Origin of the sequence: Treponema sp. OMZ 790 (assembly GCF_024181285.1) — a bacterium.
Taxonomy (GTDB): domain Bacteria; phylum Spirochaetota; class Spirochaetia; order Treponematales; family Treponemataceae; genus Treponema_B.
In genome coordinates this window covers 2958741-2978437 of record NZ_CP051201.1, presented here as the reverse complement: position 1 = coordinate 2978437, position 19697 = coordinate 2958741, and the positions used below count along the sequence as shown (strand labels likewise).

Sequence of the window (19697 nt, the reverse complement as noted above, 5' to 3'; positions counted from 1 at the left end):
AAAGCATCGCAAATTAAATTTAAGGTTTTGGTAATGAAAAGTTTTTCGATAGGTGAGGTTGAAAAAATTACGGGAGTAAAGTCTCATACTCTAAGATATTGGGAAGATAACGTTCCTATCTTGCAGCCTAAAAAGGATTTAGGCGGAAGAAGATTGTACAGCTCACATGATTTGGGAATCATCTATCGGTTGGATTATTTAATAAATAAAAAGAAGTACACGGTTGAAGGTGCTGCTGCCGAGATAATAAATCAAAGTGCAGCTCAAGGCTCGGTTACAGCTAAAATATCCGAACTTAGGGATCAACTTTTAAGTATCTACGAAATTATACGGGAAGAAAAAAATGACGGAACAAAATAAACCATTTTATGAAAAATTTGTAAAGAAGAATGAAGCAAAATTTCAGCATCAAAAAAAGAAAGAAAAAGAATTTGATGAAACTTCGAATAAAGAAAAAAGAACCGAAAAGAAAAATACTCGGGATGATTTTCCTATAAAGATTGTAAAAACAAAAAATACGGGGAAAAATATTTTTAAAGAAAATGATGAGAACACAAATCGTCTTTTAAATTCCTTTGACCTTATCATAAAAGATGCTCTTAAACTTTCTTCAAAGCAAACCGCTTTGATTCCTAGGGATATCCGTATCCTCTTCCACGAACTTACAAATGAAAGAAGTTCCCGAAAAGTAAATTACCTAAACAATTCCGTAAAATTAACGGCTTATATTTACCACTACATGTGGTGGAACTTGGTGCGCATGTCAAAATTGATAGGCAATCTTGATTTTGATTTAAAGGACGGAGATGTAATTGCCGACTTCGGCTGCGGGCCTATGACCCTCATGTGTGCTTTTTGGATTGCCAAGCCTGAACTGCGTACAAAAAAACTTCATTGGTATTGTGCCGATATTTCGGGGAAGGCCTTGGCGGCAGGAGAGGCCTTGTTTAATTCTCTTGTTGACTTTACAAATCAAAGTAAGTGCGGAACAGAGCAGGCTTCAAACTGGAAGCTAACAAAGCTGAACGGCAGTTTCGGCCTTCCGCTAAAAGAGAAGGTAAAGCTTTTTGTAAGTGCAAATATGTTTAACGAAATATTTTGGGATTCTTCAATTAAGGTTGAAGGCGAAGCTGAAAGAGCTGCAAAAACAATCCTGCACTATCTTCAAAAAGACGGTGCCGCTTTAGTAATTGAGCCCGGCATTCCCCTTGCCGGCGAATTCGTTTCAGCCTTACGCAAAAACTTCCTCGAAAAAAAATGCGAGATCCTTTCTCCCTGTCCGCACGCGGGAATCTGTCCTATTCCCGGGAAAAAAGTATCTGAAAAAAATGATATAAAATATCCTATAGCCTCGGACAAGTGGTGTCATTTTTCTTTTTATGCAGATGACGCTCCTTCTAAACTTGTTGAGCTTTCTGAAGCCGCAAAGCTCGAAAAGACTCGAGCAAGTCTTTCGTTTATATATTGCCGGACCGAAAAAACAAAACAAGTTGAGAATAAAAAAGAATTCCTTGCACGCATCAGCTCCGAAATAATAAAACTCGGCGAGGGAAAGATCGGCCGTTACGCCTGTTCCGAAAAAGGCTTTTTACTCTTAACCGAAAAAAAAGGAGCAAGGTCAAAACTTAAAGAATACGTAGACGGCTCCCTCATAAAAATTGAAAGCGAAAAAATAAACCGGTTCTTCCATGACAGAAAAACCGGTGCTTTGATTATTCAGGTTTAATTACAAGTTTTCTTCGGCAAATCTTATACTTTAAACTTGTTTACCTCAACAGATAATTGATCAATACTGTCTTTGTTTTTTTGTGATATAGCACTCACTTCCTGACTTGAATTGTTTATCTCGGAAGCAGCGGCAGACATTTCGTTCATGCTGTTGGTAATATTTTTTGTAAGCGTATGAAGTTTTTGCATTTCATCCGAAACCTTAATTCCTCCCGACAGCATTTCGACCGATCTGTTTTTAACTTCACCGGTAATCGCAGTTATATTTTTTATTGCCTGCAGAACTTCATTGCTTCCGTTTTCTTGTTCCTTCATTGCAAAAACCATGAGCTCTTCTTGCTCGGAAATTTGATTTACCAATTCATATACTTTGATAAAAGAATTTTCTGCTTCCTTTCCTACGACTGTAAGTTTTTCGATAATCTGGGTAGATTTTTTCATAACTTCACCAATCTGTTTACCCTGCATATTTGATTCTTCGGAAAGTTTTCTTATCTCATCGGCAACAACGGCAAACCCTTTTCCGCTTTCGCCTGCATGAGCCGCTTCAATTGCAGCATTCATAGCTAAAAGGTTTGTCTGACTTGCAATATTTTGAATAATCTCACTTGTTTCAAGCAAGGAGGCCGATAAAGAAGCTATTTGCTCTACAACATCATTTGCAGACCTTGCCCCATCTTTACCGTGCTTCGTTTGTTCGTATACGGTTTTAATAAGAGTGTTGTTTTTTTCAAGATTATTTGTGACGGAAGCTATATTGGCCACCATTTGCTCAACTGCCGCAGAGGACTGCTCAATGCTTGATGCTTGCACTTCAATGTCGCTGTCCAACTCTCCAAGCCTGTTTATTACCTGCTCAATAGTGGCGGCCGTCTCGTTTACACTGGAACTTTGATTCATAGCTTGAGTTTTTACGGATTCAATATTTTGGCTGATTTGATGTATTGCGCTTGCCGTTTCAGTTACATTACTTGCAAGAACCTCGCCTACTTCTTTTATTTGATTTGAATGCATCAAAACGGATTTTATCATATAACTTATTTTTTCTATCGTATTTGAAAAATATCCTGTCAGTTTTCCTATTTCGTCATTCCCCGTTTCGTTCAACTGAATCCTTAAATCGCCTTCGGATATACCTTTAAGTTTATCGATAACCTTGTTAACCGGCCGTATGATAAAGATTTTTGTAAATATTATAATGGTTATAACAAAGAGAATGAATATAAACAGCAAAATCACAGTCGTCTTTAGAAAAAAGTTTGCTTGGCTTTTTTGAATGGATTCAACAGAATATAAAAATTTAACAAAGCCTATCTTATCTCCCGAAAAATCATAAAGAGGATAATAAGCGGCTGCATTAATTCCTTCAATATTGATAAAATTTTCATTGTAGTTAAATTTTTCCATTATCGATTCACAGTTTTCCGCTATATCGCTTTCAAAGTTAGATCCCATTATCTTATATTCATTTTCTAAAGTATGGGCATATACGCTTACCTGTAAACCTCCATACAATACATCCGAAGTAGAACTTTCAGTAAATTCTTTTATAAATTCATTATCGATTGCTCCGCCGTATTCTACTGAACCTATGTGCTTATTCGCTTTATTAAAAAGAGGTTTAACAACTCGAAAACCTAAATCGCTCACTCCCATTTCTAATCCGTATATTTCTTTTTTTTCGGAATTTGTTTTTAAAACGGTTTGTCTAAAACTTGAAAGATCATCTCCGAATTTTTTTGGATTCTGGACCCGTAAAAATGAAATGGCGGGAGCCGTATGAAAATGGAGCTGTTTAGCCCTGTACTTATGTTTCATTTCTACAAATAATGGAGAGGTCAGTTCAGTAAGAGTTACCCGATCTCTTTCGGCAAAGGCTTCGATAATTTGATCGTTTTTAGAAATAGTATCTAATAGGATTTTCCCCATTATTTCATAGGTACTCAGTTCATGGTTAAATGCAGAATGTTTTAAGTCGGCCATCATTTGTATTTGATTTTGAGAAAATTTTTTTAAACTTCTCCAATCTTTGTATGCAATTACCGCATATTGGATTAAAAGCAACACAATAGTAAAAAACAAAAGCTTTGTTCCGACAGAATAAAAACGCTTTTTCACTGTTCCCGTAAATGTGATTGAGGTACTTTTTGTATTTGACATGTGGACTCCTTTAAGCATAATTATAGTAAAAAAAGCCCCTAAATGTCAAGAATATTAAATATCTCTATAATTTTGATTTACGGGCTTCAATCTTTGCCGGATCATAAAAACCTTCCTTCCAGTTAAATCTGGAAGTATCTTCAAGTAATGTTCCCTTTCGGCAAGACCCTACAATATACCTATATTCCGTGCGCTCAATTTCGGTATGGGAGAAATCCAAAAGGAATTTATCAAACCCTTTTTTTTCAAGAGCTCCGATACGATCGGTTATTGAGAACGGTTTTTCAGGCAATACAAAAGAAGACGACGGCGTCGAAAAAGTTTTGAATGCCTCTCCTTGTTTATCGGAAAAATACAAAAAATCATAAGTTTTCGGAAGAGTAAATCGCATTCTAAATAAAGCCGGATAAGCAAAAACCGGAATTAAAACCTGCTTTCTCATACCCGGAGCGTAAACATTTTCAAGGTTTTTTTGCGAGTTTTCTATTGGAGAAACAAACTGCAAAATATTGTTTTCTTGAAGCCATTTTACGGCCCATCGGTTAAAGCCGTAAAGATAGGGGCCGGCAACAAGGTTCAAGTTTTTGTTCTTTAACATTGTAATATGAGCGGGATTGTTGATTACAAATTGAGTAAAGCCTTTTTCGATAAGACTCAAAAGATAGATTTCAAGTTCATCGCTTTCAGCCTGTCCCACAAAGGGATCGAGCGAAATAAAAATTTCACGTTTTGAGAAAGGAAGAGGTCTATCGATTTTTCCTGTGCCGGCTAAGGCCTCCTTTGTATCTTCGTTAAGGTTTATAATAACCCGTACAGGCCTATCGGAAAGAATTGTGTGGAGGCTGCTGATTGAAGATACTTGCACATAGAGGCCGTCAGGGAAAATGTCTATATTGGATTTACTTAAAATCTTTTTACCTCGTTTGTCTTCTTGCTTGTTTTTAGCTTCGGCAGCGCTTAATTCAGGATAGAGTTTAAGTTCGGGCAGTTTATCGTCTCCCGGTCTTTTTCTAAAAGGACTTAAACTTTTGGGCAGCACCGGGGCATAACGCTTACTCATGCTCTTGGTCTGTAAGAGGTAAACACTGTCCCCGATTCCAAAATCGGCAGGAACCTGAATCCATACTTCTTCTGTCGGCCCGCCTTTTTTTGAAACCGATTTTTCAATTCTTATATCTTGAATTTTCCAGCTTTCCCTTCCGCGGTCGTCCTTTGTATGAAGCCTAATCGAATCTCCGAAATCCGGAGTATAAGAGCCTCCTTTTAAAAGTGCATAGTGCACCTTGCGCATCGGGTCTTCTTTAGTCTTCCCTTCAACTTCTTTAATCTTAAATTGAGCGGTTTTGTCTATCGTTCCTAAAAAAATGCCCGTTCCGCCCGCCTGATTCGGGTTTAATATTTCTTCGGCCTTTGAAGAAACAAATAAAAAGCTAGTCTTTTTGCGGGCAAAGTCTCCGGCTAAAATTCGGCGGCCTGTTTCGACGGCTTCTTTCTTGCTGTTTTCCCAATTGTCGATTACATGGCGGTAGGCCGAAACTACGGTTCCCACATATTCGGCGCTCTTCATTCTTCCTTCTATTTTAAATGAAGAAACCCCGGCCTTTATAAGATCGGGAACATAGTCGATTAGCTGCAAATCATGGGGAGAAAAATAATAGCCGTCTTTGTCGCCCTGAGGAGTGTGTGCCGTATAAAGTCTTCGGCAGGCTTGGGCGCACATTCCGCGGTTCGCCGATTTTCCTCCGAGGTATGAAGAAAACATGCAAAGCCCCGATTGGCATACGCAGAGGGCTCCGTGCACAAAGACTTCAAGCTCACAGGAGGTGTTTAAGTTTACTTCTTCGATTTCCTTTAATGAAAGCTCCCGGGCTAAAACAACCCGTGATATTCCGAAGCGGCTCAAAGCATTCGCAGCTTTGGCAGAAGCTATATTCATCTGGGTTGAGGCGTGAAGCTTTAATTTTGGAAAATGTGTTTTAGCCATTTGAACGACACCCAAGTCTTGAACAATGATGCCGTCAGGCCCAATCGAGTCAAGGTATTTTAAAAAGCGGTACATCTTTTCGGTTTCTTCTTCGGTTAAAACCGTATTTACCGTAACATAGACCTTTTTATTCCTTTTATGGAGACTGTCTACGGTTGCCTCAAATTGGCTCCATGCAAAATTGGAGGAGCGCATACGCGCATTAAAAGTTTTTAAGCCTAAATATGCGGCATCGGCTCCTTCGTTTATGGCGGCATCAAGGGCTTCAGTATTCCCTGCCGGAGCTAAAAGTTCTATGTTCATGTTTATACCTCTAGCCCCATTGTACCACATTTTACAAAAAAAATCAGGTGGCAAAAAAAATACCTACACCGAAACCAGGGCCTTAATCTTATTTCTATCGGCTCTTAGCTTTCTTAAAGCTCGAAGCTGAGTTTGGCGGATGGATTCTGCCGAAATGGAATATTTTTTTCCTAAGACTGCAAACGGAGTTGAGGTCATAATGCCGTCAAGGCCATATCTGTTTTTTAAAACATCTTTTTCGCGGTCATTAAGTATTTCCAAACACTTATTTAATTTTTCTTTGAATTCATTGTCTATAACTTCTTCTTCAGGATTATAGGTATTGCATGGAATAAAGTCATATAGGGTCGAAGTATTTTCTTTATCGACGGGGTCATCTAAACTATATACCTCCCCATAGTTAAAAGATTTTACTTGAGCTATAATATCTATCTTTTCATTCATTATTTCTGCAAGCTGTTGATAAGAAGGTAAAGTTCCGTATCTTATTTTATAGCTTTCTTCTTCTTGACTTAACTGGCGCATAAGAAGCTCTTTGCGTACAGGAAGTTTTATAATTTTGTCGGCTGAATTTAAATACCGCAAAAATGACTGCTTTATCCACCAAGCAGCATAACTAGAAAAACGCACTTTAAATGATTTTGAAAATTTACGGGCAGCCTTCATCAAGCCCATATTTCCTTCTTGAATTAATTCCAGAATTTGAGCTTCATTAGAGCTGAACCGTTTTGCCATTTTTATTACGAGCCTCAAGTTTGATGTAACAAGAGTCTCCACCGCCTTTGCATTGCCTTTTTTTACTTCATCGGCTAATTCTGCTTCTTGTTCGGCTGATAAAAGAGGATATTTTTTACTATCCTTTATGTATTGTAAAAGCAGATCTTCCGTCATAAATTATTACCTCATAAAAATCAAAGCAAAAGTCATGCTAAGATTTGCCTTTTTTCTTATAGCAATAATGGAGTTATTAAATTTTATAAAGATTTTAGACAGGAAAACCTAACACTAAAAAAGACACTGTATATTTTTGTATACATCAATATGTATACTTATGTATAACATTATCTACGCCAAGAGCGCTAAAAGCTCCGCCTTCTTTTTGTTCCATTATTCTTTTGGAATAGATAAGCGCCGAAAGAGGAAATTTACCGCCCCCTTCAGGAAGGTCTGCGGCAAACTGAGGTCTTGAAAGACCTGAAAGCCTCGGCGCCGTCTTTTCCCAAAGCGTTAAAGCCTCTTTTAAGGGAACTCGAAAATGAGAGGTTCCTGCTGCAGGATCTAACTGAAAAAGATAACCCGGTTTTATGCCCATGCAGGCAAGGCTATGAAAAAGTTTTACCATAGTTTTTTCATCATCATTTATACCTTTCAATAGAACAGTTTGGCTCTGAACAGGTATACCCGAGTCAATGCAAGTCTTTAAAGCCTTTTTTTGCTCCTTTCCTAGCTCTGCAGGATGGTTTATATGAGGTATTAACCAAAGAGGCCTTACTTCTTTTAACAGTTGTAAAAGCCCTTCCGTAAAAAGCTCAGGAGCAAATATCGGAGCTCTCGTACACAGTCTTATCAAAAGGTCATTTTTTATTGCTCTAAGACTTTTTAAAACAGTTTTAAGCTTTTCAAATCCTCCGCTTAAAGGGTCGCCTCCCGAAACGAGGATTTCCGTCACCTGAGGATTATTTTCGATGTAGGCCGTAACTTCCTTTAATTCTTCAACCCCAATATAGTTTTGTGAGCGGGCTGTAAGTCCCCGTCTAAAACAATAGCGGCAATATGAAAGGCATTTCCCCGTCGTTATAAGGAGCACCCTGTTTTCATACTGGTGAACAAGATAGGGCCTTATGCAGTATTTTTGTTCGCCGAGCGGATCTGAGGTTTCGTAAGGACAGGCTGTTTTTTCATGGACGGAAGGCTCAACTTGCCGGCGCAGAGCTTGTGCATCTTCAGGTTCGGCTTCTTCTATCAATTTTTGAAAAGCGGAGGAAATTAATACGGGTTGCTCAAAGTCTGCCGTTTCGGCAGCCGAAAATTCCCTCCAGTTTTTTTCTCTCATATTTTAAGTGCTTTAGGTTTTAAATATTTTCGACGCCGAACATCAAGGCTGCCATAACCTTTGCATCGCTTACGATATTATCGATAAATGCATACTCGTTGGGCTGATGGCAGCTGTCATCAAGGGAGCTCCAAACAACGGCATTAAAGCCCTTGGCCCTAAGGCAGGCTGCTACAGTTCCGCCTCCTATTCCTATTATAGAAGTTTCAATTCCTTTTACCTTTTTTACGGCAGATGAAAGAACTTTTACAATCTTTGAGTCCTTAGGCGTTGCAGGAGAGGCTTCCGGTTCATCATATTCAAGCCTGATAGTAACACCGTATTTTTTTTCAACCTCTGAAGCTCTTTTTTGCATTTCTTTTAAGACCTCATTTACATCATACGATGGAAGAATGCGGCAGTCCACATAAAAAACGTCATCTCCCGGAATTGTGTTTACATTCGGTACATTGGCTTCTTTTTTAGTCGGCTGAAAGGTAGAATAATTAGGCGAAAATAAATCGTCTTTTTTGTTAAAGAGATTTTCCAGATCGTTTAAGCGGAGGGCGAGGTCGCAGGCCGCAACAAAGGCATTTTTTCCCGTGTTCGGCATTGAAGCATGGGTTTGGACTCCCTTTGTGATAACTTTGAGCCAAAGACTTGTTTTTTCTGCAATTTCTATTGTTTCTCCCTTAGGATCTCCTCCGTCCGGTACAAGAATCAAATCGTCTTTTGTAAAAAGATTGTGGTTGTTAAGAAGGTAGATAATACCGTATTGCGAGCCGACTTCTTCATCGGCAACAAATAAAAGCTTAATCGTGTGCTCCGGGGTGATTCCCAATTTAATAAAACTCAAGGCTGCAAAAACCGAAGAAACAATGCCCTGCTGATTGTCTTCAACTCCTCGCCCGATAAGTTTTCCGTCTTTTTCGATTACGGTCCAAGGATCATTTTCCCACTTGGATAAGTCTCCGGGAGGAACAACGTCCAGATGGCTCATAATCCAGAGCCTTTCCTTGTCGTTTTTTCCGGGAACGGTAACAATCAAATTGGGGCGTATCTTTGAAGAAACTCTCTCATCGGGAGCGTCAAATCTTTCAAAATTGGTAAAACCTGCCTCTTTTAAGTATTTTTCTAAGGCTTCGCATTTTTTTAATTCTCCGTCTCCATCGGATTCCGGAGCCATTGCAGGAATTGAAGTTAAAAGTTTTTCCAATCCTATAATATCGTCTGTTTTGGATTCAATAAAATCGGTAATTTTTTTTAAGGTACTCATTTACGTATTTTATCAAAAAAAAAATAAATATACAATCATTTGACAAATATTAAAAAAATTGTATCTTAATATGTATGAAAAAGAAAATATTTATAACTTCTATAATCGCTATAATCTCCATTTCATTTTCTTGCAGCGATAATTTAAATTCGATTCTTGCAAAAAGAAATAAAGAAATTCCTCCTGCATCCATAAACATCGATTCGGATACAGGATTAATAAGCATCGTAAAAGGTAAAACACACAAAATCAATGCCTATATTTTGCCTGCAAATGCATCAGATAAAAAGCTATATTTTGCCTCCGACAATGAGCCGGCCGCTTCAATCGATAAGGATGGTTTAATAACCGCCCATAAGCCGGGCAGAGCCAACATCACCGTAAGCACAGGGAACAACATAAAAAAAAGATCTTACGGTTGAAGTTCAGCCTGAACCTGTCGCGGTAATAAGGATTATAAACACTGCCGAAATTCCGATGTTTTTAACGGTCGGGGATATTTTAACTTTGAATTTAGAACTGGAACCTTTTAGCGCCACCAATAAAAATTATACGATAAAATCGGACAATACCGAGATTGCATGGCCTGATAGAGTTCAAGGTATAAGAGCCCAAAAGGCGGGAACCGCCAACATAATCGTGGAATCGGAGAGTAATCCCGAAGTAAAATTGATTATTCCCATTAAGGTTAAAAAAAGACCTGAAATTATAGTTGATGACAAGCCTTTAAATTACGGCAGCAGTAATCCCGGACAAACTTCTTTTGCCGTAAAAACATTACACGGAAAACTAGATTATACACCTGAAATTCAAGGTAATGTAAATTGGCTTACATTTACGGTGGATAATTCTGCCGATGATAAGGACATAATAAATTTCAAATTTGCCGAAAACAAAACTCCATGGGATAAAATCGCATATGTCAAATTTAAAAATAAAAAAACCGGTAAATATATCGGTAAACCTGAAGGACGAAAAAACCAAAAAGATTTTACGGTAAAAATAATTCAAGCCAAAAACACAAATCCTCCAAACGTAAAAATACGCTGGGTTCATGGAGTAACTCCTCCAACCGAATCAGAAAAAACCCGGATAAAATACAATAACGATACCCAGCTTGCCGTACCCTATGCTTTTACTTGGACAGAAACTGCAAGTACAAACTTTTTTAATGCCCGCAAAGCCTCATATGTGCAGCCTGTTACAGCAGGACCGGCTATACCTGATACAAATGCATGCTGGGCAAAGACATCAACAAATATGCTCCACTGGTGGTTTGAGCAAAACAAAGAGAATATAGAAAAATATAAAAAAACATTACAAGGCGACACCTCTCTTTATGATGTTTCGTATGACAGGTCGCTGCCTGATTCTAAAGAAAGCACAAAAAGCTCAATAGCCTCCGTATTCAGCAAAAACTTTAAAAATGCCGGCGGCGATATGTTTTCGGGTATTAAATGGTATCTTTATGAACAGCCGCTAAATTACCGGCCGAAAGCTCCTGCCCTGTTTAAAGAAATTTTTAACAAGGATAGCGGTTTAATAGAACAAAAATCGGTACACTCAAAAACCGAATTTGAAAACATGATTAAAAATGCTTTGGATTCTAAAAAAGCTATAGGTTTTGCAGTAAGAAGAGACCGAGACCAGTTTTGGCACGGAATAACCTTATGGGGTGCAGCTTTTGATGCCGAGGACAATGTTATTGCAATTTATATTGCCGATTCAAATGATTCACGCAATATAATAAACGCATGGGGCATCCATTATCAGGATTCGCCTAGAAAGAATCCCTACATTATGAGATTCGATCTTAATGCATATGATAAAAATTTATACATAGATACGGTTATTACCTTGGATAAGGGCGAAGAACAGTTTAAAAAATTCTTTGATACTCATAAGTAAAACCTGTAACTATTTTAGGCAACTAGGTTGACAATTAGACTTTTTCAAAATATACTATATGTGTGCAGTTGACGGAATTTATTTAAATGCATAAAAGGTATGAGAGGTTAAAAGTTGTTACAGCTGTCATTTTTGAATTTTAGAAAAGGCTCATATATTCTCATAGAGGGAAAGTCGGACACAGATCATTTTTATATAATACAAAGCGGAAAAGTTCAAGTTGCCAAGGAAGATGAGGTTGTTGTTGAAGAAGGCGGCAATGTTCTCGGTCCCGGCGACTTTTTAGGCGTAGTTTCCTGCATGTCAGGGCACAATCAAATAGAAACGGCTATAGCTTTAACTGATGCACTTTTGATTTCTGTTCCCTATGGTCAATTTCCCCATCTAATTGAAAAAAATACTTCCGTCGCAATGAAAATCATCTATTCTTTTTCAAAAAAGATGAGATATTTAGATGAAGCTTTAACCAGAATAACACTAAAACGTAATGCCGTAACAGGTATCTCTCACCTGTTTACGATAGGCGAATACTATTTAAGGATGTCAAAGTTTGATTTGGCGCTTTATGCGTACTATCACTATTTAAAAGCTCAGCCTAAGGGAGAGTTTGCAGATGCAGCCCAAAAAAGAGTGATGGCTATTAAGGCCATGGGCGTAAAAATTCCTATGCAAGTACTTGAGCCTCCTACAAATCAAATGATAAGGCTCTATGATAAAGAGCACATGGTTTTTTGTGAATGCCAGTCAGGAACCGAGCTTTATATAATTCAAAAAGGCCATGTCAAAATAACAAAAATTCTTGATAACAATGAAGTTCTTTTGGCTGTATTAAAAGAAGGGGATATGTTCGGCGAGATGGCTCTTTTGGAAAACAAACCCCGTTCGGCCAGTGCAATAGTTACTGAAGAAGGATGCCAACTTTTAGCAGTTAACCGCCAAAACTTTAATCAAATGGTTTCTACTCAACCGCAACTTATCGCCCGCCTTACTACAACCTTTGCCGATAGAATATGGGCAATGTATAAACAACTTGCCAATACTCTCATCAAAGACCCCGTCGAAAAAATGTACGACATGCTTGCCATTCAATTAGAAAAACTGAGAATAAAGCCCGTTAAAGGCAAGTACCACACCTTTAACTTCGGACCTGTTGAGTTGGCAAATATGTGCGGTATACCAAAAGAAGAAGTATCGGAAGCCGTTACACGCTTTTTAAAACAGCCCATAGTACGATGTGACGGATCAAAAATTTCTATAACTGATGAGCTGGAACTTTCAAAGCAGGCTGCTTATTTTAAAAAGATGCAGGAAATTGAAAAATCCCGTATAAATGCCCGGGCAAAAAACGGCGGATATTGGTAGAACGGAAACAAATTATGAAAAAGTTATTTTTTTGTGTATTTTTTATCTTTATAGGTTTTGCTTTTTCCGAGGATTCTGTATCCGATAAAGAACTTAACGGCAAGAATGCTGTCGAAAAAACGGAGGAGAGTCTTGAGTTTGCTGAACTTCCTGCCGGTTATCGGGATATAAATCTTGGTATGAATATGGATGCAGTTAAAGAAGCTCTTTTAAAAGATTCAATATTCGGATACCGCGGAGAAAGAGATATTTCGCTTTTACCCGGTAAAAACCGCAGTTTGATTGAAACAAAGGGCTCAAGCAATATCAAGCGGGCTTGGTTTCAATTTTATGAAGAAAACTTATATATAATCATTATCCAGATGGATACGGACAGAATAGATTATTATTCGATGTATTCCGCTTTAACCGCCAAATATGGGGAACCTTTAACTATAGACCCCAAAAGAGCCATTTGGAAAAATGAAACCGTCTCAATGATTTTAGAGCGCCCGCTGGCAATCAAATACATCGATTTAAAAGTCTTTAATGAGCTTTTAGAAAAAAGCCAAACAGATAAGGCTTACAGCGACATCTTACGCGAGGAATTTATAAATGATTTTTAAAAAAATCTCGGTTTTGTTTTTGATACTTTGCCTTTTTCCTTCATGCGGAGCTCAAGATAAAATGGACACAGAAGAAATCTTTATAGAAAAAACTTTAAATGACGAAACACAAGACGAGACAAAAACCGAAGATTCCGTTAAAAAAAATATTGAAAAAATAAGCGTAGAACTTGCAATTACACCTTCTCAGCAGCAAAAAGGCTTTATGGAACGCAAGGTAATTCCTGAGGGTACGGGAATGATTTTTTTATACAAAGAAGATACAAAATTAAGATTCTGGATGAAAGACACCCCTCACGCCTTATCGATTGCATTCATCGACAGCTCCGGTGTAATAAAAGAAATTTACGACATGACTCCCTACAGTTTGGAAACAATTGAAAGCACATACTCCGTGCGTTATGCTCTTGAAGTCCCTAAGGGCATGTTCAACAGAATGAACATAAAAGAAGGCGATAAATTAACACAAGAAACAATTTTTCTTTTAAAAAGGAAGTTACAATAATTCACTGAAAGGAGTTTATTATGAAAAAACCGGATTTTTCCATTCCTTCATTAGGAGAATGTAAAATACAGTCTCCGATTATGCTCTCAGAAAAACATGGGGATCTCATTGCAAACTATGTAAGAGATTCCGAATTTATACGCTATAATTTAGGGGCCTCGCTTGGAGAAGTAGGCGAAGCTCTTACTCACTCCGATCTTATCGAAAAAGCAGGCCCCCGCCAAAAGATATATTTTAGTCCCAACTATGTGCATGCCGCAATTGCTACCTGCGGAGGATTATGCCCCGGAATAAATGATGTTATAAGGGCTATAGTCCGCTGTCTTTGGACACGTTACGGAGTCCGCCGAATAAGCGGAATCAAATTCGGCTATAAAGGATTTATATCCGAATACGGCTTCTCTCCTGTTCCGCTGACCCCTGAAGTTGTAAACGGAATCCATAAAACAGGAGGCTCTTTCTTAGGCACTTCCAGAGGCGGAGGAACCAGAGTAAACGAAATTGTAGACGGTATCGAACAGATGAACATTAACATGGTCTTTTTTATCGGGGGAGACGGTACTCAAAAAGGAGCTCTTGAGGTTTCAAAAGAAATCGACAGACGCAAATTAAAAATTTCGGTAATAGGTATCCCTAAGACGATAGACAACGACCTTTCTTTTATACAAAAATCTTTCGGCTTTGATACAGCCATTGCAAAAGCTACGGAATCGGTTGCTGCCGCCAATATGGAAGCAAGCTCTCAGATTAACGGTATAGGCTTGGTAAAGCTAATGGGACGCGAGTCAGGGTTTATAGCAACACATACGGCCATCGCCTGCCATGAGGCTCACTTTGTTCTTATCCCCGAAGTCCGCTTTGAATTGGGCGGTGAAAACGGTTTTTTAAAACTTTTGGAAAAAAAGCTCGTTGAAAACGGCTATGCCCTCATTGTTGCAGCCGAAGGAGCAGGCCAGCACTTAATGAATATTGAAGAAGGAACAGATGCTTCAGGAAATAAAAAGCTTGCAGATATCGGAGCCTTTTTAAAGAAAGAAATAACCTCATACTTTGAGAAAATCGGAATGCACATAAATTTAAAATATATAGACCCCAGCTATCAAATCAGGTCTTCAATAGCGGCTCCTATAGATTCAATTTATTGCGAACGCTTGGGAAATAATGCTGTTCATGCGGCTATGGCAGGAAAAACTCGCACCCTAATCGGACTTGTAAACAATAAATTCGTACATCTTCCCATAGAAGAAGTAGTATCCGAGCGCAAACACGTAAATCCTGAAAGTTCATTGTGGCGAGATGCTTTGGATGCCACAGGTCAGCCGACAACTATGGTTTAGCCGGAAAATAATGATAGCTTTTAAAAGCGGCTTTTTACTCTTTTTTGATAAAAAGCTGCATCAGCATGATAAAGTCGTAGATTTTTTTGTAGGCTTCAACGAGCCATTCTCTCACAGGCCTTTCCGAATGTTGTTCAATCTCTTTCCAGTTTTGAATTAACTCTCGGCGCGGTTTATCATAGTCGGCTATGATTGTCTTAAAGTTATTGCCTATGACGATTATGTGTTTTAAGGAGATATTTATAAGCTTGAGAGCCGTTTCGTTTACATCATTTAAAAGTTTTGTCGCCTGTCTGCCTGCTTCCTTTTCTCTTTCCATTCTGGAAAGGAGAGTTCGGAATTTTACGCCTGTATCCGACACTTCGGAAAGTTTTTCATCGAATTCTACGGTTTTGGAAGCCACCTGCATAATTGCATGAAAACTGTTTGAAAAATCGGCCGTTGTACCTGCAAAACTCCCCCAATTTCCGCGGACTAAAAATAAGTCGCATAGAGTTCTTATATCCGTTTTGATGTATTCTATTAAAAATGATTTTAGATAGCTCATTTCTTCGGCATAAATATATCCCGACAAGCCGCGTTTTTCAAAAGCGGCATTTGCATCGACGGTATAGTTTTTCATCCCTGAAATGATTTGATTGCCGAAAATTTTATTTATCAAAACGGCAACTTTTGACGACCTTTGTTCATCTATGAGTTTACTGATGACATTTTGAGTAGATGTTTTTATCTGCGAAACATAGGTATCCGTTACTTTTTCGGTAAAGGGCGATGTTTCAACCGTGTAAAAGATATCTTCAGTAATGTGCTGTATAATATACTCGAGAGCTTTTGAGCGGCGAAGATCATTTAAAGCTCCTAAAAGTTTTTTCCATTGACCTGCATGAACCGGCTGAATGTTTTTATATGTCTTTATTATATCAAAAATGAGGTTCCAATCGGTATCGATACTCAGCTGATAAAAAACCGATGCAAAATCCTTTAAATCTTCGGTAATATACTCCCCTCTTATTGCTTGAAAATTAGGAGTATAATTAAAATTGTTCTCAATAAAATTTGAATCGAATTTTCTTAGTAAAAAATAATAATCAAACAATACAAAATGAATAAAAGCATCCAAGTGCTGATATGCCAAATCTATCTTTTGTGTTTGCTTGGAATCGAATTCTCCTATAAAAATTTTCAATTCCTTTTTCACTTTCTCGGCAAGGGTTTCAGCATTCGAGTTTTTTGATTGTTCTATGATTGATTCTTCCGATAAATGCTCAAGCAGTTTTTTTTGTTTTTCTGAAAGAGAATTTTCGACTGTGACATTTTTAAGCACTTTTGAGGAGGCTGCTCCGGCCAAAAGAGGGCGAGCCGGCCCTACTACCTTATATACATTATAAAAAAATTGAGCAGCTTGAGGCAAAACTTCTTGAGAATTTGATTTATACCATTTACTGTATCTGGTTTTTCCAATTTGTTTTGCAATATCTTTTAATTTGCGCCTCTTCATAGCCTCCGGACTGTCTGAGGACATAAACAAACCTAATATTTTTTGGAAAAAACTTTCTTTTTTATTGGCCATGTTAATAATATGTGTTAAATTCGCTAATTTGTCAACAGGGTGACGCCTCATGAAAAATAAACAGGACAAAAAATAACGGCCTGTGCAGCGCTCAGCATAGGCCATTACTTAGAGCTCTTCAAACATACTATTCTTCGTCGCTTTCCATCAAAAGTTTAATAACGGCCTTTTCGTTTGAAGCCCGTAAAAGTTGTTCTCTTTTCTCTGCACTCTTGAATAATAGGCTTATCTGTGCAAGGAACTGCAAGTGAGGCCCTGTCTTATCAAGGGGTGACAAAGTCATAATAAATATTCGTGCCGGTTCTTGATCCAAAGAATCGAAATCGACAGGATTATCTGCAATACCTATACAGGCAACGAGATCACTTACAGAGTCTGTTTTTCCGTGAGGTATAGCTATACCATGCTTCATACCGGTAGACATCTTGCGTTCTCTGTCTAAAACACATGCTTTGGCCGCAACCTTGTCTTTTACTTTTCCGGCTTTTACAAGCGTATCAAGTAACTCATCAATAATAGCTTCTTTTGTAGTCCCTTTTAAGTGCAGATTAATAGTTTCAGGAGTAATGACATCCTTTAAATCTACAGAATCGGGTTTCAATGCATCTTTAAATTCCATGCATACATTCTAAGCCTCTTTTGATTAAAAGTCAAGTTTTTTTTAAGTTTTTTTCAAATTTCTTTTATTATTGCAAAATAAAAGCCTTTTTTGCTCAATTACTGACAAAATATGGGAAAAATGATAAAATAAAACAGGTGGAATGTATATATGGATAAAAAAGCAAAAAATATTCTAATGTATTATATGGATGACGTGAAACGAAACCGATTGTCATCCGAAGAAATAGCTTATGCAAAAAAACATGGAGCTATTTTAGATGATTTATATATTTCTGCCGAAGAAACCGTACAATTGCTGACACAAATTCTCAATTCGATTTCTCTAACCGATGCAGCCAACTCTTTTTTATACAGCCTATCCGCTCGTGATATGGAATACCGGTATGTCTTGGCATCATATGTATATGCTTCAAGTTGGCTAAATTTTGATAGAGGAAAGGCGGACAAGGTTCCGCCTCGGCTCAATAGAACATTTTATAATTGGGTTAAATACCGCGGTGGAGGAATTTGGGGAGAAATTGGAAAGCCTATTTTTTATCTTGATGAATTTACTCGTATGAACAGAAAAAAAGCCGCTAATTTTGATGAAAATATTCTTAGAAAAATACTGATATTAGCCTCTGCCATGAACGATACGGACACCGGTGTTACTCTGTGTAAAAAAATTATGGAGGATAAGCTATTCCCTTGCAATAAAAACGAGGTTATTGGGATTCTTGAAACGCTCGCTATTTGCGGAATTTTAGAAACACCGGAACATAAAGGTTATTTAAGCTCATTTACTCCTCCTTTGATGAGAGATACGGGAGATTTAAGACAAAGTTTATCATACCCGCTTAATTGGTGGCGTGGAGCAAACAAAGTTAACTATAAAAACTGTAATCGTATTTTTAACATTGATTTGACTATAACTTAGAAGTTTAGGAGGAAATAAAAATGGGAATAATAGCAAATTATCAATTTTTAAGTGATGAAAACTTAAAACAACTAAAATCGTTTAATGCGGAGGAAGATGAAATCTTTGAGACTGCAGAAGATTGGAATGAAGATGCGGAGATGTTACTCGATATAGATAAGATGTGGGATGCACTTCATTTTCTGCTTACCGGAGTAGATAGCGGCAAGCCGATAGAAAATGACCCTCTTAGTGAAGCGGTTGTTGGTGTATCTTCTCTTGATGATGTAGAAGAGTTTATAGCTTATACCGAGAAGTCAAGAATTAAAGACATTATTTCAGCTCTCGATAATTTTGATATAAAAAAAGCTTTAGGAAAATTCAGTATGCAAGAATGCAAAAAAGCGGATTTATATCCGAACATCTGGGACTATGAAGAAGAAGCCGATGAAATAAAAGAGGAATTAATCGACTGCTTTCAAAATATGAAAGAGTTTTACAAGAAAATATTAGAGGCTAACGGCAATGTATTGGTTACTATTTATTAACCGGGTTTGAATTTTTAATTTAATGATGTATAGAAAATCAAAAATATGTAAGGATTACTATTATAGGATAGACATATGAATTCTTACTTACAAGATTATTTGGCGATACATAAAAAATTTCCGCTTGGCGGCTCTTATTCCAAGGAGCAACGGAAAGTGCGTCACGCAATGATAATGAATTGGGAAAAGACAACTGCACATGAATTTCCTACACTTGATGAATTGATATATTTCGTAAAACAGTATAAAAATGAAATACTTACACCTCCTCAGTTTTTTAAAAAATTCAAAACTGTCTGGCAAGATGATTTGAATGACGGTTATCGGTTTGCAGAATTTTTGCTTGAAACGGATTTGCAGGAAGTCATGCGTGGTTTGAATATTTCGTCTATGTACGCAGCAGACCAAGTATTAAAACACAACTCTCACCATACCAAAGCTTTGACTTTAAAACTGAAACTTCTTATCCGTTATCATGATTTTAATTTGCACGAATTGCCTTGGGCAGTGCTTACAGAAAACCGCTTGGAGGAAGAGTTGAAATCCATAGAAATAATGGAAAACATTGCTTATGAGTTATCATTCAAAAATGAAAATTTTAAAATACTGGTTTCCAACTGTAAAACCTATTATCCGCTCTGGTTTGAATTTTTACAGAAAAAAGAAAACTTTCCGGACGGCTTTGAACAATTCCTCATCTCAAAAGGAATTGATACGGAGCACATTATTTTACCTTGTGTTATCGTTTAAATAAAATTGATTTTGCGCTTGCATAACTACAATCGTAAAACTGACAGAATATAGCAAAAGTGATATAATGGAATGGACGAGAAATTGACAAAGTAGAAGTTGTTGGAGAAAAT

The 19697-nt window shown here is 37.6% G+C and carries 18 protein-coding genes; 11 read left to right on the top strand and 7 right to left on the bottom strand.

Annotated features, from left to right (window positions below; translation table 11 throughout):
* Positions 1-33: 33 nt before the first annotated feature.
* Together E4O01_RS14060 and E4O01_RS14055 are read left to right on the top strand one after the other, a co-directional pair.
* Complete coding sequence (locus E4O01_RS14060) at positions 34-360, top strand: MerR family transcriptional regulator (protein WP_253692926.1); 327 nt, start codon at positions 34-36, stop codon at positions 358-360.
* Positions 344-1726 carry a small ribosomal subunit Rsm22 family protein gene (locus tag E4O01_RS14055; RefSeq protein ID WP_253692925.1) on the top strand — a complete coding sequence of 461 codons (1383 nt, stop codon included), beginning with the start codon at positions 344-346 and terminating at the stop codon, positions 1724-1726. The genes E4O01_RS14060 and E4O01_RS14055 overlap by 17 nt, the downstream gene beginning before the upstream one ends.
* Before the next feature lie 23 nt (positions 1727-1749).
* On the opposite strand, the gene E4O01_RS14050 is transcribed toward E4O01_RS14055, so the two are convergent.
* The 5 genes from E4O01_RS14050 to E4O01_RS14030 form a co-directional block, all read right to left on the bottom strand.
* Positions 1750-3888, bottom strand: a complete 2139-nt coding sequence (locus tag E4O01_RS14050) for a methyl-accepting chemotaxis protein (RefSeq protein ID WP_253692924.1) — start codon at positions 3886-3888, stop codon at positions 1750-1752.
* Between the two features lie 64 nt (positions 3889-3952).
* Positions 3953-6175, bottom strand: coding sequence for a peptidase U32 family protein (locus tag E4O01_RS14045; protein WP_253692923.1), 2223 nt, complete (start codon positions 6173-6175; stop codon positions 3953-3955).
* 63 nt (positions 6176-6238) lie between these two features.
* Complete coding sequence (locus tag E4O01_RS14040; RefSeq protein ID WP_253692922.1) at positions 6239-7066, bottom strand: sigma-70 family RNA polymerase sigma factor; 828 nt, start codon at positions 7064-7066, stop codon at positions 6239-6241.
* Between the two features lie 145 nt (positions 7067-7211).
* Complete coding sequence (locus E4O01_RS14035) at positions 7212-8228, bottom strand: KamA family radical SAM protein (protein WP_253692921.1); 1017 nt, start codon at positions 8226-8228, stop codon at positions 7212-7214.
* 19 nt (positions 8229-8247) lie between these two features.
* The gene (locus tag E4O01_RS14030) at positions 8248-9483 is read right to left on the bottom strand and encodes a M20 family metallo-hydrolase (protein ID WP_253692920.1); all 1236 of its coding nucleotides are present in this window, start codon (positions 9481-9483) and stop codon (positions 8248-8250) included.
* A gap of 74 nt (positions 9484-9557) precedes the next feature.
* Here E4O01_RS14030 and E4O01_RS14025 point away from each other — a divergent pair, with 74 nt between their 5' ends.
* From E4O01_RS14025 to E4O01_RS14000, 6 genes are all read left to right on the top strand, one after another.
* A complete protein-coding gene (locus E4O01_RS14025; protein WP_253692919.1) occupies positions 9558-9905 on the top strand; it encodes an Ig-like domain-containing protein in 348 nt (115 codons plus the stop codon).
* An 85-nt stretch (positions 9906-9990) separates the two neighbouring features.
* Positions 9991-11391 (top strand): IdeS/Mac family cysteine endopeptidase, encoded by a 1401-nt coding sequence (locus E4O01_RS14020; RefSeq protein ID WP_253692918.1) that lies wholly within the window; start codon positions 9991-9993, stop codon positions 11389-11391.
* 114 nt (positions 11392-11505) lie between these two features.
* Entirely contained in the window at positions 11506-12753 is a 1248-nt protein-coding gene (locus E4O01_RS14015; RefSeq protein ID WP_253692917.1) for a Crp/Fnr family transcriptional regulator, read from the top strand.
* 14 nt (positions 12754-12767) lie between these two features.
* On the top strand, positions 12768-13358 hold the full coding sequence (locus E4O01_RS14010) for a hypothetical protein (protein WP_253692916.1): 591 nt from the start codon (positions 12768-12770) through the stop codon (positions 13356-13358).
* On the top strand, positions 13348-13863 hold the full coding sequence (locus E4O01_RS14005; RefSeq protein WP_253692915.1) for a DUF192 domain-containing protein: 516 nt from the start codon (positions 13348-13350) through the stop codon (positions 13861-13863). The genes E4O01_RS14010 and E4O01_RS14005 overlap by 11 nt, the downstream gene beginning before the upstream one ends.
* Positions 13864-13883: 20 nt before the next feature.
* A complete protein-coding gene (locus E4O01_RS14000) occupies positions 13884-15200 on the top strand; it encodes an ATP-dependent 6-phosphofructokinase (RefSeq protein WP_253692914.1) in 1317 nt (438 codons plus the stop codon).
* Between the two features lie 34 nt (positions 15201-15234).
* Here the strand turns inward: E4O01_RS14000 and E4O01_RS13995 are convergent, their stop codons facing one another.
* Positions 15235-16722, bottom strand: a complete 1488-nt coding sequence (locus E4O01_RS13995) for a DUF5312 family protein (protein WP_371819588.1) — start codon at positions 16720-16722, stop codon at positions 15235-15237.
* Positions 16723-16897: 175 nt separating this feature from the next.
* Positions 16898-17389 carry a PTS sugar transporter subunit IIA gene (locus E4O01_RS13990; protein ID WP_253692912.1) on the bottom strand — a complete coding sequence of 164 codons (492 nt, stop codon included), beginning with the start codon at positions 17387-17389 and terminating at the stop codon, positions 16898-16900.
* Positions 17390-17539: 150 nt separating this feature from the next.
* Between E4O01_RS13990 and E4O01_RS13985 the strand changes: the two genes are divergently transcribed.
* From E4O01_RS13985 to E4O01_RS13975, 3 genes are all read left to right on the top strand, one after another.
* Entirely contained in the window at positions 17540-18307 is a 768-nt protein-coding gene (locus tag E4O01_RS13985) for a hypothetical protein (RefSeq protein ID WP_253692911.1), read from the top strand.
* A 20-nt stretch (positions 18308-18327) separates the two neighbouring features.
* The gene (locus E4O01_RS13980; protein WP_253692910.1) at positions 18328-18834 is read left to right on the top strand and encodes a YfbM family protein; all 507 of its coding nucleotides are present in this window, start codon (positions 18328-18330) and stop codon (positions 18832-18834) included.
* Positions 18835-18909: 75 nt separating this feature from the next.
* On the top strand, positions 18910-19584 hold the full coding sequence (locus E4O01_RS13975) for a hypothetical protein (protein WP_253692909.1): 675 nt from the start codon (positions 18910-18912) through the stop codon (positions 19582-19584).
* Positions 19585-19697: the final 113 nt, after the last annotated feature.

What these genes read in the sequence shown, in the direction of transcription:
- E4O01_RS14060 (WP_253692926.1), top strand. Translation starts at nt 34, where the DNA reads ATGAAAAGTTTTTCGATAGGTGAGGTTGAAAAAATTACGGGAGTAAAG.
- E4O01_RS14055 (WP_253692925.1), top strand. Translation starts at nt 344, where the DNA reads ATGACGGAACAAAATAAACCATTTTATGAAAAATTTGTAAAGAAGAAT.
- E4O01_RS14050 (WP_253692924.1), bottom strand. Translation starts at nt 3,888, where the DNA reads ATGTCAAATACAAAAAGTACCTCAATCACATTTACGGGAACAGTGAAA.
- E4O01_RS14045 (WP_253692923.1), bottom strand. Translation starts at nt 6,175, where the DNA reads ATGAACATAGAACTTTTAGCTCCGGCAGGGAATACTGAAGCCCTTGAT.
- E4O01_RS14040 (WP_253692922.1), bottom strand. Translation starts at nt 7,066, where the DNA reads ATGACGGAAGATCTGCTTTTACAATACATAAAGGATAGTAAAAAATAT.
- E4O01_RS14035 (WP_253692921.1), bottom strand. Translation starts at nt 8,228, where the DNA reads ATGAGAGAAAAAAACTGGAGGGAATTTTCGGCTGCCGAAACGGCAGAC.
- E4O01_RS14030 (WP_253692920.1), bottom strand. Translation starts at nt 9,483, where the DNA reads ATGAGTACCTTAAAAAAAATTACCGATTTTATTGAATCCAAAACAGAC.
- E4O01_RS14025 (WP_253692919.1), top strand. Translation starts at nt 9,558, where the DNA reads ATGAAAAAGAAAATATTTATAACTTCTATAATCGCTATAATCTCCATT.
- E4O01_RS14010 (WP_253692916.1), top strand. Translation starts at nt 12,768, where the DNA reads ATGAAAAAGTTATTTTTTTGTGTATTTTTTATCTTTATAGGTTTTGCT.
- E4O01_RS14005 (WP_253692915.1), top strand. Translation starts at nt 13,348, where the DNA reads ATGATTTTTAAAAAAATCTCGGTTTTGTTTTTGATACTTTGCCTTTTT.
- E4O01_RS14000 (WP_253692914.1), top strand. Translation starts at nt 13,884, where the DNA reads ATGAAAAAACCGGATTTTTCCATTCCTTCATTAGGAGAATGTAAAATA.
- E4O01_RS13995 (WP_371819588.1), bottom strand. Translation starts at nt 16,722, where the DNA reads ATGTCCTCAGACAGTCCGGAGGCTATGAAGAGGCGCAAATTAAAAGAT.
- E4O01_RS13990 (WP_253692912.1), bottom strand. Translation starts at nt 17,389, where the DNA reads ATGGAATTTAAAGATGCATTGAAACCCGATTCTGTAGATTTAAAGGAT.
- E4O01_RS13985 (WP_253692911.1), top strand. Translation starts at nt 17,540, where the DNA reads ATGGATAAAAAAGCAAAAAATATTCTAATGTATTATATGGATGACGTG.
- E4O01_RS13980 (WP_253692910.1), top strand. Translation starts at nt 18,328, where the DNA reads ATGGGAATAATAGCAAATTATCAATTTTTAAGTGATGAAAACTTAAAA.
- E4O01_RS13975 (WP_253692909.1), top strand. Translation starts at nt 18,910, where the DNA reads ATGAATTCTTACTTACAAGATTATTTGGCGATACATAAAAAATTTCCG.